The 15448-nt window shown below is 53.8% G+C and carries 12 protein-coding genes and 1 pseudogene; 5 read left to right on the top strand and 8 right to left on the bottom strand.

Features of this window, described 5'->3' with window-relative positions; translation table 11 throughout:
- Positions 1–92: 92 nt before the first annotated feature.
- Positions 93–293 (bottom strand): annotated as a pseudogene (locus ACXADQ_RS09900) (integrase core domain-containing protein); the annotation flags it as partial.
- 830 nt (positions 294–1123) lie between these two features.
- Between ACXADQ_RS09900 and ACXADQ_RS09895 the strand changes: the two are divergent.
- Genes ACXADQ_RS09895 through ACXADQ_RS09885 form a run of 3 tightly spaced genes read left to right on the top strand, consistent with a single transcriptional unit; the run spans position 1124 to position 4673 of the window.
- Positions 1124–1465 carry a hypothetical protein gene (locus tag ACXADQ_RS09895; RefSeq protein WP_475319649.1) on the top strand — a complete coding sequence of 114 codons (342 nt, stop codon included), beginning with the start codon at positions 1124–1126 and terminating at the stop codon, positions 1463–1465.
- A gap of 8 nt (positions 1466–1473) precedes the next feature.
- Positions 1474–4269: an AAA family ATPase gene (locus tag ACXADQ_RS09890; RefSeq protein ID WP_475319646.1), complete on the top strand. Its 2796-nt coding sequence runs from the start codon at positions 1474–1476 to the stop codon at positions 4267–4269.
- A 32-nt stretch (positions 4270–4301) separates the two neighbouring features.
- On the top strand, positions 4302–4673 hold the full coding sequence (locus ACXADQ_RS09885) for a hypothetical protein (protein ID WP_475319643.1): 372 nt from the start codon (positions 4302–4304) through the stop codon (positions 4671–4673).
- Positions 4674–4804: 131 nt separating this feature from the next.
- On the opposite strand, the gene ACXADQ_RS09880 is transcribed toward ACXADQ_RS09885, so the two are convergent.
- The 7 genes from ACXADQ_RS09880 to ACXADQ_RS09850 all read right to left on the bottom strand — a co-directional run bounded on the left by ACXADQ_RS09880 (position 4805) and on the right by ACXADQ_RS09850 (position 13753).
- On the bottom strand, positions 4805–5977 hold the full coding sequence (locus ACXADQ_RS09880) for a hypothetical protein (protein WP_475319639.1): 1173 nt from the start codon (positions 5975–5977) through the stop codon (positions 4805–4807).
- 248 nt (positions 5978–6225) lie between these two features.
- Positions 6226–8451 carry a hypothetical protein gene (locus ACXADQ_RS09875; RefSeq protein WP_475319636.1) on the bottom strand — a complete coding sequence of 742 codons (2226 nt, stop codon included), beginning with the start codon at positions 8449–8451 and terminating at the stop codon, positions 6226–6228.
- Positions 8452–8568: 117 nt separating this feature from the next.
- A complete protein-coding gene (gene istB / locus ACXADQ_RS09870; protein ID WP_083783480.1) occupies positions 8569–9297 on the bottom strand; it encodes an IS21-like element helper ATPase IstB in 729 nt (242 codons plus the stop codon).
- Positions 9230–10795, bottom strand: coding sequence for an IS21 family transposase (gene istA / locus ACXADQ_RS09865; RefSeq protein WP_008335500.1), 1566 nt, complete (start codon positions 10793–10795; stop codon positions 9230–9232). The genes istB and istA overlap by 68 nt, the downstream gene beginning before the upstream one ends.
- A gap of 57 nt (positions 10796–10852) precedes the next feature.
- Positions 10853–13030, bottom strand: coding sequence for an NACHT domain-containing protein (locus ACXADQ_RS09860; protein ID WP_475319633.1), 2178 nt, complete (start codon positions 13028–13030; stop codon positions 10853–10855).
- A gap of 216 nt (positions 13031–13246) precedes the next feature.
- Positions 13247–13426, bottom strand: coding sequence for an antirestriction protein ArdA (locus ACXADQ_RS09855; RefSeq protein ID WP_475319629.1), 180 nt, complete (start codon positions 13424–13426; stop codon positions 13247–13249).
- A gap of 27 nt (positions 13427–13453) precedes the next feature.
- The gene (locus ACXADQ_RS09850) at positions 13454–13753 is read right to left on the bottom strand and encodes a hypothetical protein (RefSeq protein ID WP_475319626.1); all 300 of its coding nucleotides are present in this window, start codon (positions 13751–13753) and stop codon (positions 13454–13456) included.
- Between the two features lie 444 nt (positions 13754–14197).
- Between ACXADQ_RS09850 and ACXADQ_RS09845 the strand changes: the two genes are divergently transcribed.
- A complete protein-coding gene (locus tag ACXADQ_RS09845; protein WP_475319623.1) occupies positions 14198–14440 on the top strand; it encodes a hypothetical protein in 243 nt (80 codons plus the stop codon).
- A gap of 362 nt (positions 14441–14802) precedes the next feature.
- Complete coding sequence (locus ACXADQ_RS09840; protein WP_475319620.1) at positions 14803–15342, top strand: hypothetical protein; 540 nt, start codon at positions 14803–14805, stop codon at positions 15340–15342.
- The last annotated feature ends 106 nt before the right edge of the window (positions 15343–15448 follow it).

Below are 15448 nucleotides of genomic sequence, written 5' to 3'. Positions count from 1 at the left end.
ATGCCTCCTTTGAGTGCGAAGCTATCGACAGGAATCCTAAGTTTTGTAGAGTGTCGAGTGATCAGCCCCACCTTGGCGGTCCAATTTGATTGTTAGTGCATGACCGGCCTTGGGTCCATCTGGACGATGGTTTCCGGGGCTGGTGGGCGGTAGCCGAGAGCACTGTGGGGTCGTTTGGTGTTGTAGTGTTTTCCCGCTGACCGGCAGTGCATTCCGAAGGAATGTCACGAGAGGGACCATTGTTCGATCAGGATTTGTGCCTCCCTCAGGCTGTAGAAAACTTCGCCGCCAACCTGCCGGAACTTCGTGACAATCTCTTCCGGCTTGTGGCGTTTGATTCCCATCTTTGATCCTCCGTTTCCTAACTATAGGGGCGGACCACTTCAGTTGGGGGAGGATCATTTCGCTTTCACTTTTCACAATACCCGCGGGAAATGCCACCGGGGGTCTGGTTTCCGGCCATCTGATCGGCGCGTGCGGGAAACACCTCAAATTGAAGCGGTGTGTAAGTCATGCGTCTACCCTTCGTTCAAGGTAAAGTCTGGCACGTTCTATGCTGCAGCTACTGGTTTCCATAGCGATCGGCGACCCCGATCACGATTCTGAAGCGGCGTGTCACGATTTAAGACGACTCAAGACATAGGTTTAATAGAAAATTATCGCCCAAAAGCAGCGGGAAAGATTTGTGGGGCCAAATGTGGGGCCAGATTGGGTGCTGGAAATTTTTGTTAATAAATTTCAAACAGATAAACGAACAAGTGGCGGACCTAGAGGGTCCGAATTCGAACACTTTATTCGAAGTGTTGGAGGAGTGGAACACCGTCCTATTGGCTGAACGCCACCTGTTGGAGCAAGCTTTGGCTTCGAGCCATGAGCCGCACATTGCGGAAAGCCAGCTTTGCCTAGATTGCAGCGGTGATCAGCGCTGCGAAAAATCTGTGGATAAGACGCCCGCCGATCCACCTGCTGCCCCCAAGGGAACAGCCAAGGTACGGGGGATGAGCCAATGAGATGGACAGGACAAGAGCCGGTCATTTCATCGGCATTCAACAAAGCAGCAATTCAAAAGCCCCTAAAGAAGCGGAGCCACAAGCCGCGCCGAAGCGGTACACGGCGCAGCGATGTGTCGCCTGTCACTTTGCGTCTCACGGCGGAAGAACGAGAACGGCTGGAAGAACTGGCGGTCGGGATGACGCTCAGCGCCTATATACGGGCCTGCGTGTTTGCCGAGGAAGAGAAACGGCGCAAGCGTCGGCCCAAGGATGCTGTGGCGGACAAAAAGGCTCTGGCCGAATGTCTGTCCCTGCTCGGGCAATCCCGCATGGCCTCTAATCTAAACCAATTGGCTTATCAGGCGAATATTGGCGCTCTGGTCGTTGATGACGACACCAAGGCGCAGATCACCGAGTCGTATGAGGCGATCAAAGAGATGCGCGCCTTGCTGGTTCAAGCGCTGACAGACTGAGAATACCGATGATCTTGGAAGGCAATGCCCGTGGCCACGGGGCCGAACTCGCGCGGCATTTGATGAATGCCCGTGACAATGAGCATGTGACTGTACATGCCATTGATGGCTTCGTGGCTGATGAACTGGCGGGGGCATTCGCGGAAATCGAAGCTCTCGCTCAAGCCACGCAGTGCCAGAAATATCTCTTTTCCCTGTCGTTGAACCCGCCGCCCAACGAGTCTGTGCCGGTGGACGTTTTTGAAACGGCAATCAAAGACATTGCTCAGAAACTCGGCCTCGCCGATCAACCGTGCGCGGTGGTGTTCCATGAAAAAGAAGGCCGCCGCCATGCCCATTGCGTCTGGTCCCGTATCGACGCGGACGAGATGAAAGCGATCAACCTTCCGCATTTCAAGCGCAAGCTGATGGCCGTCTCGCGGGAACTCTACATTGAACACGGCTGGGACATGCCCGCCGGGTTTGAGGATTTCCGCCAGCGTGATCCGTTGAATTATTCGCGCGAAGAGGCCCAGCAAGCCAAACGGCTCGACCGCGACCCCAAAGTAATGAAGGCCCTGTTTCGTGCGTGCTTTGAACGCTCCAACTCGCGGCAAGCCTTTGCGTCTGCGCTTTGGGAACATGGGTTTGCCTTGGCCCGTGGGGAACGCCGTGGGTTTGTCGCTGTCGATCACGACGGCAAGATTTGGTCCCTGTCCCGCTGGTGTGGGGTCAAACCCAACCAGCTTAAGGAACGTCTTGGCGATCCGCACAGCCTGCCGTCGATAGATGAGGCAAAAGCGCTTCTGGCACGGTCCCACGCGCCCGAAACGCCGAAACGGGTCAAGGACAGTGACACCTACCAGACCGCGCTTGCTGAACTTGTTGCCCAGCAACGGCAGGAGCGCGATGCGCTTCACGCCATGCATCAAGAGCGTCAGGCCGAAGAAACGTTGGCCCGCAATGCCCGTGCGCCGCGCGGCATGTCATTGATTTGGGCACGCCTGTCCGGTGCCTATGGGCGTTTGGTGGAAGATTTTGCACAGGAAAAAGCCGCTTGTGACGCAAGGGATCGTGCGGAACGTCAAACGCTGATCGACAAACACCTGAACGACCGCAAAGCGTTTGAGCAAGAGGTGCAGCGCCTGCATGTCGGTGCGGATCGCGCCGAAAGCTATGGCCAAAGCATCAAGATTGATCCGCGCCAAGCGCTCCATTTGCCACCAGAAGATGGTCCGTTTTCCTCGGCACAGATACAGCGCAATCCCGCCCTGATCCTGCACGCGATTTCTGAGAAAGAAGCTGTGTTTGACGCAGACACAATCAAGCGTGGTCTCGCGAAACACATTGACGATCCCCACGCGCTGCGGATTGCGATTGATACTGTGTTGTCTTCGTCAGAATTGGTCCGTGTCGGCGAAGGTGATGCGCAGGGCTTCACCACGCGGGACTATCTCAACGCCGAAACCAAACTATTGGGTGCGTCTCACCGAATGGCGGCCGGAACTGGCTATCAGGTATCCAGTGACTCTTCGTGTGCGGCGATATCCCGGCAGAATGCAGAAATGAAACGCCGCTTTGGCGGTCGTCTCAGTGATGAACAAGTCGATGCCATTCATCACGTTCTCTGCGAACGGCAACTGTCCCAAGTGGTCGGCCTCGCCGGGGCTGGGAAAAGCACGATGCTGGCGACCGCCTATGAGGCGTGGTCTCGCGAAGGTGTCAAAGTCCACGGGGCCGCGTTGTCTGGCAAAGCGGCTGAGGGGTTGCAGACCTCTTCCGGCATTCACAGCCGCACGCTCGCATCGCTGGAACTCAGCTGGGCCAATGGCAACCAACCGGTGAAAAATGGCGACGTGTTGGTCATTGATGAGGCCGGTATGATCGGCACCCGTCAGATGCATCGCATTATGAGCCGTATAGATGAGATTGGTGCGAAGCTGGTCTTGGTGGGCGACCCTGACCAGTTGCAACCCATTGAGGCCGGAACACCGTTCCGCAAACTGGTCGAAGAACACGGCGCGGCGCGCCTCACGGAAATCCATCGACAAAGAGATGATTGGCAGAAACAGGCGTCTCGTGATCTGGCCGAAGGCCGTATCACAGAGGCTGTTCAGAGCTATGAAACCTATGGCACCGTGCGCAATTCGGCGCATCGAGACGCTGCGCTCGGGGCCTTGGTCAACGATTACATGGCAGATGTCAGCGAGAACGGCGTGGATGCCTCTCGATTGGCCTTTGCCCATCGCCGCAAGGATGTACATGCGCTGAACCAAGCCATTCGCGGTGCTATGCAAGGCGCGGGAAAGATCGGGCCAGAGACGATGTATCTGACCGAAACCGGATACCGAGCCTTTGCGAAAGATGACCGGATCGTCTTTACCCAGAACAACCGCGAGATGGGCGTGAAAAACGGCATGCTCGGCGCTGTCACCCGTGCCGATGAAAATGGGCTGTCCGTGCAACTGGACACGGAAGACGGCCAACGCCGCTTGGTCACGATCAACCCGCACCATTATCGCAGCTTTGATCACGGCTATGCCGTGACCGTCCACAAATCCCAAGGCGCGACCGTGGATCGGTCATATGTGCTGGCGTCCAAATCCATGGATCGGTCTCTGGCCTACGTCGCCATGACCCGCCACCGCGACGACATGAAACTCTACCTCAACGCCAAAGACAAACCAGTCTGGGCAGAGGATCAGAGTCCGAACTTGAAACAACAGGAGGTGCAACAAGCCAAAACTCAAGAAACCGCCGACCCACCAGAACCGAAAACACCCACGCAACAGCAAACCCGCAAACGCCCCGGCCCATCGCGGTAATCTCCACTTCAACAAAACAGAAAGATAAAACAATGACTCACGACTATGACGAAATCGACCACGCCTACGAAGCTGAACAAGCTGAGGAACTGGCAACGTTTCTTAGTGATATCAATCCTGACATGGGCGAACCTCTGACAGCCCGAGACCGGGCGGTTTGGCCTGAATACGATGGGGTTATCCTTGACGATCCCGTTGATCTCCACATCCGACTGGAACGCCCGGTCTATGAATGGATGGTCAAGTTTCTGAAAGCAGAGGAAGGCAACAGCTTCTTTTGCACGTTCGAAGAAGCCATCAGCACTATGATCCGCGCGATGGCCTCGGGCGACTCGGGTCTCGACGATCTCAAGTCCATGGTAGCTGCGGCAGATTTTAATGAGAAGATTCGATCAACAAACTAGCTCCATAGCACAACACCCGCAGCTCAAATTACGCGCCTCTTAAATTTACTTCTCACCCACGCCCCCCAGAGCAAAGCGCCGGCAGCTCTGGGGGATATGAGAATGGCAACACTTAAAAGTACGAATTGGTCTTATCGGAAAGGTGACAAAGAGGCGTCGTGGGCAAAAGTGATTTCTACATAATCGTCGTCACTTTCGCTGTTATCCGTTAGGGCAATGGAGGAGATGGTCTGGCCATTCATCAAAGCAGTCGCAAAACGGTTGCCGTTTGGCCAACCGTGATCGCGATTGAACTCCTCCAAGCTCACTTCACCAGCAAGCACTCGATGCAACGCTCTCGCTGAAATCTCGATTTTGCTACCAGACACCTTGTATCCTCCCCATGCGCCAATCCCATAGTCCCTATTCAAACAATTCGCCGCCGCAGATACCGCGTTTGCGGATGGCTTCGGCAGATTTCGCCCAAATTCATTGATAATCTGCTGGATTTCGGTGGCCGCATCAGAACCTGCCCTTCCTGCTTTCAGAAACGCTTCCTTTGCGGCCCAAGACCAATGGTGCAGCATGTGCGACTGCCCAAATGGTTGCAACTCATCATTGACTGTCATCGAAATAACAATGTCGATGCCAGTTTCGCGTCTCAGGAAGTCGTTAACGATTTCGTCGCGTCCAATTTCCGCCCCAAGCCCCCGTTCGCGCATTGCCTCGCAACCGCCGTCGCAGAGGATGAGCAACCGAACAGCACCCTCAGGCGCTCCTCTTAGTTGATTTGCCTTGGCTTTGAGCGCGTTCCAAACTGGGTTTCTGTCGACATGCAAGACGTTGGTAAAACTGGGATGACTGTACGAGGAAAACTGAGATTTTGGCTTGAACGTTACCTCAACTGTATAGTTTCCAGAGTTAAATAGCTTTTTGTGTCCATAGTCCTGTTTCCTCAGTCGCTCTGAGATATAAGGAGTTAGCTCTTCTTTTAGAAACTTTTGCCGTTCCGCACCTTTAGGCAGATCAAGAACAACTTTTCGCTTGTGATAATCGCCTTCGTCATGCGCCTCTACGCGGACATCGAACTGACTGCGATCAGAGCCATGCTTTTTTGCAATCCGATTGACGTCTTCAAGTAGGTGTTCGATTGGGTTGTCTTTCTTTGGCCCCTTATCTGAGACACTCGTAACATCGCCGACCACAAGGGTGTCAGTCTGACGAAGGAGGAACTGAAAGTCTGGCTTGCGCCCGTTTTCGAGCGGTTCTTCATGAGAAAAACTGGGTTGATCCATGAAACACGTTAAGACGACGGTTTCCCACATGGCAGCAAGCCGATCTGGACTTCTCCGGTTCAATCTGGCTACCAAATCTGAGTGCTGCCTGTCCGAAAGAACAACTCTCAGCTTGTCTAAACATTGCTGTATGAAGCGTCTTGAAAAAATGAAAGGCATCGTGGTTCAAACATCAAAACTGTTTGTAGAAGTAAGACTGGCCGGTTTGACCAGCCGGATGGACGTCAAGAGAATGTGGCAAACCATGTAGTTGACAGCACTCTGCACAAAGCTTTTGCTCATTCCGAAATATCCAATCCGAACACACAGACCATAATTTCGGGGCGTTCTGAGACGATTTCAGCAGCTATTTCTTGGAGCCAAGAGACTAGCTGCGCCAAATTCATCTTCTTTCCAGTTTCAGGATGTTGCCAGTGTCTCTTCTCGCGTTGGACAATCAGCAGGCAGCCAGAACGGCAGCGCTCGTGAGAAAGATACTTGCCGACGAGTTGATCTCGTAACGCCTCCTCTAAATTTGCTCCACTCCAACGACCTTTGCTGTCATCCAGCTTTAGTTCAATAGCCAACTCAAGATCGACAGCAGTAGCATTGAGCCGAATATCGGTTCGGTTTTCGTTGACTTTGACCGCTTCCTGATTGACGCGGTACATGCCTCTGCTGTGGTCATTTAACCAACTCGCGATATTTCTCCGGAGTTCCGTTTCTTGTTCGACAAGTCGGAGCGTATTGCGATTGGAAAACTCGCTATGTTGAAGAAAATGCTCGTAATCCGACAGTCGGTTGAGCATCGTTGTATGCAACATTTCGGTATTTTCTGGTGTCAGTGATCCTGACAGGTCAAACTGGACTACGCGTTCGATTGGCATGGCAGTTGGTTCGCTGGCAGATGCGGCCAATTCTGTTCGCATCTCCAAAAGCCTAGATTTCATGTGATCAAATTCGGGTAAGGCCGAAAACCTCGCGAATGCGTGATGTGTTTCCGGGCATTTAATCTCTCCCAACCTGTCGAAAAGGTATCGACGGGCTTTCTCCGCGTAATCGCGGCGTCCAGGGCTGTGCATTCCGTCATGCTTGATATCGGTTGAAGGGTGAGCAACGCGATAAGCGGTTTCCACAAGACTTGAGATCAGTTCTGCTCGTTCGCTCTGCGGTAAGATTGCAAAGTCTGGCTTTGCGCCGGAATAGTCTCGCTCGCCGAAAATTTTACCTAGTAAGGAAAATCCGAACTCGACCTCCGTTGAAGAGCTATACGCGTTCAGAGTTTCGACAACATGTGCACAGCCCGCTTTAGGTGCTAAAACCGCATAGGCTCTCAGCCAAGCAGCTTGGCCAATGCTGAGCGGACTGCTCTCGGCCAATCGTTGTTGCACCAATCGTACAACGTCCTGTCGCTCCTCGGGTTCAGTGCCCCCCACCGCTAAGTCTACGGCTCGCACCAAAGCTTCATTTGCGCCTTCGGTAAACTCTGTCGGAAACAAATCAAACTTGTCGAGCAGCCAATGCGCTACGATGGTTTTCAGAGCTGGAGCATCCAAGTAGTGCAGATCCCCCAAGAGAGGTGCGTTTTCTGTGTCGTCCAAATTGCTAATCTGTCCGCTCAACTCCTCAGTCAGAACGAACGCGACTGGAACGGGATGAGTATAGGCAAGCGCGGGAAGAAAATCTGCAAATCCGTTCAGTTCAACCATCGAAAGTTTGGTTGCGAGTTGGGCTTCTTCGGCGGACAATTGATCTGCCCAACCGTCGGTCGTTGTCTCACTTTTGAGAGCGCTGAGAGCATTTATTGATCGGCTACTGGTTTGGTTCTTCTTTTCTTTTTCACTCCAAGTCTTCGTTTCGTCTGTCCGCCAGAACTCTGAAAGCACAGGCTTCAATTGGCTGATAAGCGTCTCCGAAAACGTGTTGCGAAGGGTCTCTTCTGACCAACCGCCCCAACTGGTAGGGCTCCGCGTCGCCATCGCCATCCAGTTAAAGAAATCATACAGATTGCCTTCCTTGGCTTCTCCGACAAAAGCCGCTGCCGGATCGTCCTCCAATTCCAGTCGCCATTTATCCCATTGTGCGAGGCGGGTGGCTTCTTTGCGTTCACGTTTTTGTTTGCGTTTAGCACTTTCGCGTTGGTATTTTTCGTGCGGCGAGGTTTTGGGCGGGTTAGCGAACTTGTCATATTCGACAACAAGGTCAGGCAGGTCGGCAATCGCACGTCGAATGCGAGAAGCCGTTTTTTCGTCGCGCTTAGCTCTCCAGCAAAGGATCGCGGCATAGAATGCCACCCCCCTTCTTTCTGGCAAGGAATGATCTTCCATAGCCTCGAACAGCCAAGGGTAGTCAGCTTCTGTGATGGTTCCCAGATAGTTTTCGCTGTCGGTGCTGTGGTATCTGCTCCATGCATCTTTTTCGTTGTCGAGTGCGACTGACAACTCAAAAGTCGCCCAGAAAAATCGAGATCGAAGTTCGGGGTCAGTTCTCAACCGCTCAATGATGATTTTTGTGTCAATCGGCATTGAAGTTTGACCCCCTATCGGCATCCAATATTGACCCCCTTGGTGGTGAGCAGGCCCGGCGCTGCGTAGCCCTCACATAGCGCAGCGGCGGCGGGCCTGCGGGGTTTCGGGTTGGCGCTATGCGCGGTTCTTGAAGCGCCAGCTTTCGTTACCGGTTTCGACGATTTCGCAATGGTGGGTGAGCCGGTCGAGCAGTGCGGTGGTCATCTTGGCATCGCCGAAGACGCTGGGCCATTCGCCGAAGGCCAGGTTGGTGGTGACGATGATGGATGTGCGTTCGTAGAGTTTGCTGATCAGGTGGAACAGCAATTGGCCGCCGGTCTGGGCGAAGGGCAGATAGCCGAGCTCGTCCAGGATCAGGAAGTCGAGGCGGGAGATCAGGTCGGCGGTCCGGCCCTGGCGCTCGGCGCGGGCTTCGGCATCGAGCTTGTTCACCAGGTCGACCACGTTGAAGAACCGGCCCCGGCGCCCTGCCCGGATACAGGTCCGGGCGATGCTGACGGCAAGATGGGTTTTGCCGGTGCCTGTGCCGCCGATCAGGACGAGGTTGCGCTGATGGTCGAGGAAGTCGCCGTTGGCCAGGTCGCGGATCAGGGTCTCGTTAACCTCGGCGGCCTCGAAGTCGAACTCCTCCAGTTCCTTGGCGAGCGGCAACTTGGCGATGGTCATTTGGTATTTGACTGACCGGGCCTGCTTCTCCCTGATCTCGGCGGTCAGCAGGTCACCAATGATCTGTTGCGGCTCGTGCTGGCGTTTGACGGCGGTGGTCAGGACCTCGTCATAGGCGGCCCTCATTCCGTAGAGCCTCAGCTTTCCCATCGCGTCGATTACCTCGGATCTTTCCATTCTGTGTTCTCCTCAGGCTGTCATATCGGTTGCAGTCGGCAATGGGCTCGCAGGCCAGCTTCAGCGCATCCGGGGTGGTGATTGTCAGGGGTGGTGGCGGCTCGCGGTGCCGGGCCAGGATGTTCAGCACGACGCCTGCGGAATGGACATTGTGCGACAGGGCTTCGGCGCAGGCCGCCTCGACCGCATCAATCCCGTCGGTCAGCACGGCGCTCAGGATGTCGACCATCTGCCGGTCACCGCCCGGCTGGCGTTCCAGCTTGCGCCACACGCGGCGGATTGGCACCGGCAGCTCCCATTCCCTGAAGGGCGCCCCGTTGCGAAGGGCGCCGGGTTTGCGGGCCAGAACGGGGATGTAATGCAGGGGATCGAAGATGGTTTTGTCCCGCCCGAAGGCCCGCTCATGCTGGCCAACGATTTGCCCATCCTGCCAGCATTCCAGCCGGGCGGCATAGGCCCTGATCTCCACCGGCCGCCCGACCGCCCGGGCATCGACCGAGTAGCGGTTCTTGTCGAACCGCACGAGGCAGGTCTTGGACACCGATGCGGGAACTGCATGGAATCCATCGAAAGGGCCGACGTAAGGCACAAGGCTCGGGCGCTCGTCCTCGAACACCTCCCAGATCGTCTTGTCGCGCAACTCTGGATGTTTGTTCGCCTTGGCATAGGCCAGGCAGCGATCCTCCAGCCAGGCGTTCAACTCGGCATAGGATTTGAACTTCGGACGCGGCACGAAGAAGCGCCGGCGGATCACGCCGACCTGGTTCTCGACTTGGCCTTTCTCCCAGCCCGAGGCCGGGGTACAGGCCACCGGGTCGACCAGGTAATGGCCGCACATCTGCTGGAACCGCCGGTTATAGGCCCGATCCTTGCCAATGAAGATCGCGTCAACGGCGGTCTTCATATTGTCGTAGATGCCCCGCGCACAGGCCCCACCGAAGAAGGCAAACGCCTTGTCGTGGGCGTCGAACACCATCTCCTGTGTCTCTCTGGGATAGGCCCGCACAAACGGCATCCGGCTGTGGCTCAGGCGCACATGCGCAACCTTCACCGTCGTGGTCACGCCGTCAATCAGGACAACCTCATGGCTCCAGTCGAACTGATAGGCTTCGCCCGGGTCGAAGCTCAGCGGCACGTAGGCAGCGGCGGAAGCTTCCCGGGTCGCCTTCGACCAACTCGCCGCATAGCGCCGCACCGCATCATAGCTGCCGTCATAACCCCGGTTGCGCAGCTCTTCGTAAATCCGAACCAGTGTCAGCCGCTGGCGTTTGGGTTGCCGGTCATTCTCAGCCAGCATCTCATCCAGATCGGACCGCCACGGGTCGATCTTGGGGCGGGGCTGCGTGGACCGGTCATAGCTGAACTCGGTTGCCCCGGACCGCACCACCTTCCGCACCGTGTTCCGTGATACCCGCAGCTCCCGGCAGATCTGCTTGATCGACTTCCCCTGGATGAAATGCGCCCGCCTGATCTTCGCAATCGTCTCCACAACCAACATCCCCAAATCGCTCCCTCAATCCTTTGAGGAAGCTTCTGAACAGAAATATCAGGGGGGTCACTTTTGGACGCCGATTACCCCAATACAGGGGTCAATCTTGCATGCCGGTTCACAGATTTTTGTCTCATCCGCAGCGATAATGCTCTGCTTCCGCTCACCAAAGTGGAGTGCGATCATAGCATCCCAAACCCAATCCAACGGCAGTTGGTCTGTGGGAAGAGCCGCTTCGCGGGCGCATCCAGACAATACCGCGTCAGTAAAGTGATCGTACTTTGAATGTGCTTGAAAGGTTTTTGCTCCCTCTAAGCGGTTTTCCCAAATCGAACTAGCTAGTGCGTGAGTCAATTCGCGCACACCCGTCGCGGGCAATTCTGGTTTTTTCAGGGTGCCATAGAGAGAGTAGTTCAGCCCATGAACAGTGTTTGGGGCTTCTTGGGTTCGGCACGCAAGTTCGACAAATGAACTGAGGTCAACGGCATCGGGCGACAGGTAAGGAATAAGAGTGCGAACGATGTCGTCGCCCCAGTCCTTGCCCAGAATGTCCACCCCTAGGCGTTTCCTTTCATCCAGCGTCCCTAGCTCCAGAACAATGCGTGCTGCGTAAACACGGTGTTGGTACTCAGCACCATCATCCAGAGCCACCTCAAAACCGAGATCAACACAATCCGGTATTGGCGTGAAAAGAATAAGTTCAAGCAGTAGCTCAAGGGTATCACTTCCGGTCTTCGCCTGCTCCCAAAGGTTGCGAATTGTGGCCGCTAAGTCGGGGTGCCCCAATCGGGCCACATCCTGTATGCGAACCCCGACACTACGCCAATCGCTGTTGCTATACTTGTCAACAAAGGCACTAAGAAGGTCTTCTCGCATACTGATCGGCATCGAATATGGAAGACCTTGTTGAAACAGAAGCTGGGGCTTTCTTGCTCGAACCTCAACAAACACTTCGTTGTGCCAAAGGGCCAACCATGCGGCAATTGGTTCAATGTATGGCCGGATTATCCTTTCGCCCCAAAGGTCGCTGAAAAGCAGTGGCTTCAATTCTCGCCAAGGCAAACCATTCTTGAGTTTGTTCGAAATGCGCTTGGCGGCTAGAAATTCTGACGTTGATCTATGATGAAAGCGAACGGCGTTCACACCAGACGGGTCAAAAAGTGGTCGACTTAACAGTTCTTGCTGCTCTGACGCAGACCAGTCTGTCAAAACGTCAGTAACGCACAAGGCACCGTCACTCTGTTCAGTACGATCAATTTGCAAGGTCCGTCGCTTGGTGAGAGTTAGGGCCAATGCCAAACGCTCAGCACCATCAAGGGCACGGGCATTAGACAGGCTTGGTCTACCGGGGCGTTCTGGGCGTTCGGCAAGTTTGAGCGAAATGCCCGCACTTTTTTGTTCCTCAAGCGATCCCAATCGCCCTTTCGAACGCATTAGAGCAATGCCATCAATGACGTCCGATGGCGTTTGAAAAAGCGGCCACGTTTCTGTTTTTTCAATTTGTTCCTTGAACCCCTTCGAGGAAACAGGATCAAGCACCTCCGCAAAGTCAGCAACTTGGGTTGGGGTCAGAGGCAAAAGTGCATAAATCGCAAGCGTTTGTGGTGCCGCCTCTGGCTTCTCTGATTGCTGGCTTTGATCCTCACCTTCACCTCTGGTTAAGGTCGAACGAAAAAACTTCTTTGGCGGAGGCGCAATGACTCTCTCGTTTTCGGAAGCTATCGGAAATAGCTCGTTGAAATCTGTCGCGTCTATTTGCTGCCGCCAATCGGCTGGGCGGCACGAGACAATGAGATGCGCGAGATTGCTCTTCCCCTCGATTTTCCGGCCTAAATTTCGCAACGCGTTTCGGAAGCTTCCATCACGAAGTTTTAGCTCATCCACTGCGTCAAGAAAAAACCACGCTTCATCCTCTGATTTTAAACTTAACCACTCATCAAGCGCTCTTTCGTCGGAGGGCGAAATTGCATCCTCTATGGTGCTGTCATGAAGTCTTTCGAGAGGTATGAAGACACTGCAACGACCTTCGGCTCTAAGGTGCGCCGCTTGTTGCTTGAATTCATGGGTCTTACCTGACCGCCCTTCACCAAGGATGATCGCCCGTTTGCACTTTAGGATATCATCCCAGCTGCTCGTCTTGCATGCGTAATATGATCCCAGATATCTCTGGTAGTCGAAATCCCTTAGCTCCTCTTCGCTAGGCTTCGCAAACCGCCGATCAACTGGAACATGTGCCTTTGTCAATTTCTATCCTGTTCTGCTTGTTTTTGTGAAGCGCGGAAAACATGTTCAACGAAGGGTACTTTCTTGAACATATTCAGACTATTGCAGCTTCGCGATGAATTTTAGCGCCTGATGTTGTATAGCGTCAATCCATGCATACGACATTTTGTAGTGACTAAGCCTGAACGAAACTAAAGTGCGTGCTCACTTTCATTGGACCCATGGCATTGGGGCATTTCAACTCGCCCGATAGACCAACCGTTCGTCAGCTACGTCGATTTCAGAATATTCAACCGCCAAGTCACGCGCGATGGCGTCATAGTCGATGTAAAACTGTAGCTGCTCGGGGATGTCGCCAAACAAACCATCTTCAACAAATTGCTCCGCCAACTCGCGCACGCTATCGACGTGATACACGTCAACGCCGTGATGGTCGGGATCGACCTACGGGTCGAAGTCATAACCGCATTCGCCCACGGCTATGATCACGTTGATCTTCTGCCAGTCTTCCCACGCCTCCGCACATTCAAGAAAATCCCGGAAATTGGCTTGGTTGAGGCCGATGGCCTTGGCCAGTTGGCAGTCGATACGCTCACCATCAATGAACTGAATTTCAAACTCTTCGACCTCATCACCGTATGCATTCCGAAGGTTTTGCGCCTTGGCCTCGTACTCTTCGGCTGATTCAAAGTAAAATCCAGTGGCGCTGATGTCATAGGGTTGGGCATGAAGTGCAATCGTCATTTTGGTCTCGCTTTCGTATCTGGTTAAAAGCGACGAAGTCTCAAAATCTCTTCTTCAACCTCGCGCTTGAACCCTTGCCCAGCGGCGAGCGTCCAAACGAAAATCCAATCAAAAATGCCGCCCAACCTTCTCAGGTGGGCGACATGATTTGGACGTCTCGGTCACATTCCGGGGATGGGTCAATTGTCTTCTCGGGAGACCATGCTTGTCATGGCGGAAGATGATTGACGCACAGCGCCAGCGTCGCCGGATGTGATGTAAGCTGATCTTGGGGTTCCCAAGCGTCGTAGACGCTACGCCTGCGTCATACCTGCGTATGTCGCATTGTCGCCGTTCTGCCTTTGCTGTGGGTTGTTGATCTGACCGTATCGACAGCCCCTCTGCTGATGCAACTTGCTCGGCAAATTGCCGTTCCCAAGTCTTTCTCGATGTTGCAGCCCAAGAATGGGTGCATCAGCAAATCTGTTGTCGAATCCTGTCTCCCCACCAACGCCAAGCAAAGGAGACCGCAATATGCCAAAACTTCGAACAGCATTCGTACCAGCCAACCATCGCCGCGATGTCCTTTTGGGGCGTTTGCGCAAGGCACATCGAGATTTGGCGCGAGCTGAAAGCAATCTCGAAGCACGACGCAAAGCGCTGATTGCCATCGAAGAAACCGAACAAGCCCTGTGGCAGGTTTGGTGAAGCCGGGTCTTATCCAAGGCCCGCATCTTACCGGGGGATCAAACGGGGGCAGGATGTCCCCTTTGCGAGCGTTTTGTAATACAAAACACAGCTTGCCTTCGCTCGCCTTCGCTCGTTAGCGCACAACTTGCGTTCGCCTGTGAGCGCAACGCATTTGAAACAAGCTTCGCCCATTTGACATGAGTAGTACAAGCTCCAAAGAAGTCTTTCTCTCCAGCTAATAGAACTAGAGGTCACAGGACAGTGATGCTGAAATGGCGGTCGACAGAACAACACTTTTCAGTTCTTTTTCAGGACACATATAAGCTTTGACTGTATAACAGGCTATAGCACACTTTTAACCTAGCTTGGAGGTATCAAGTTTGAGCGTTTTGATCAGCGAAAGCTTTCGCGTTGGTGAACGAGAATACCACGTTTCAATGTCTGAGGACGAACTGCTATCTCTCCAAGATCAAGTCTATGAAGTCAGGGCGTTTTGTTTGGGTCCAGACGGCGAAAGACAGGCGTCGATCATCGTTAAGATTTCTCTTAATGTAGAACAAAGGACAATCAAAATATCGGCGAATGGCGGGGAACCCGTGACCGTTGGTATAGGTGAACTCCCTGAAATTGAAGCCGAAGATAGCGGTGATGGGCCATTGGACGCGAATGAACCGGATGACAGTGTTTTAATTGAGGAACTACTTGACGCTTTTCCTTCTGATTTGTTGACTTGCTTGGCAAAAGGGGCTGCCACTACCTTACTTGGTCAAATTGTACGTTGTTGGAGACAAACGCCAAACTTGGACAGCATCTTGGAAACAGTTTCTGTTATCAAAGCCTGCATTGCGCAGCATTCTTGGCAAATGGCACGTAAGTTCATTTTCAAGGCTAGCCGCTGTGTATGGCGGTTGGGGATGTAGAAATTTGACAAACAAAACACTGTTGTGGTAGTTTTTCTCTTTTTTTTTAACAAGGAGGTGCAGTATCACACAAGAAGACTTAAAGCGCATAAGTCTGGAGTTTATC

The sequence above is a fragment of the Thalassovita sp. ABM4_323 genome, assembly GCF_056158665.1.
Note: the sequence above shows the minus strand (reverse complement) of the source record. Positions and strands in the feature narration are given on the sequence as shown.

Coding starts and splice junctions, on each gene's coding strand:
- ACXADQ_RS09890 (WP_475319646.1), top strand. CDS start 1,474: ATGATCTTGGAAGGCAATGCCCGTGGCCACGGGGCCGAACTCGCGCGG.
- ACXADQ_RS09885 (WP_475319643.1), top strand. CDS start 4,302: ATGACTCACGACTATGACGAAATCGACCACGCCTACGAAGCTGAACAA.
- ACXADQ_RS09880 (WP_475319639.1), bottom strand. CDS start 5,977: ATGTGGGAAACCGTCGTCTTAACGTGTTTCATGGATCAACCCAGTTTT.
- ACXADQ_RS09875 (WP_475319636.1), bottom strand. CDS start 8,451: ATGCCGATTGACACAAAAATCATCATTGAGCGGTTGAGAACTGACCCC.
- istB (WP_083783480.1), bottom strand. CDS start 9,297: ATGGAAAGATCCGAGGTAATCGACGCGATGGGAAAGCTGAGGCTCTAC.
- istA (WP_008335500.1), bottom strand. CDS start 10,795: ATGTTGGTTGTGGAGACGATTGCGAAGATCAGGCGGGCGCATTTCATC.
- ACXADQ_RS09850 (WP_475319626.1), bottom strand. CDS start 13,753: ATGACGATTGCACTTCATGCCCAACCCTATGACATCAGCGCCACTGGA.
- ACXADQ_RS09845 (WP_475319623.1), top strand. CDS start 14,198: ATGGGTGCATCAGCAAATCTGTTGTCGAATCCTGTCTCCCCACCAACG.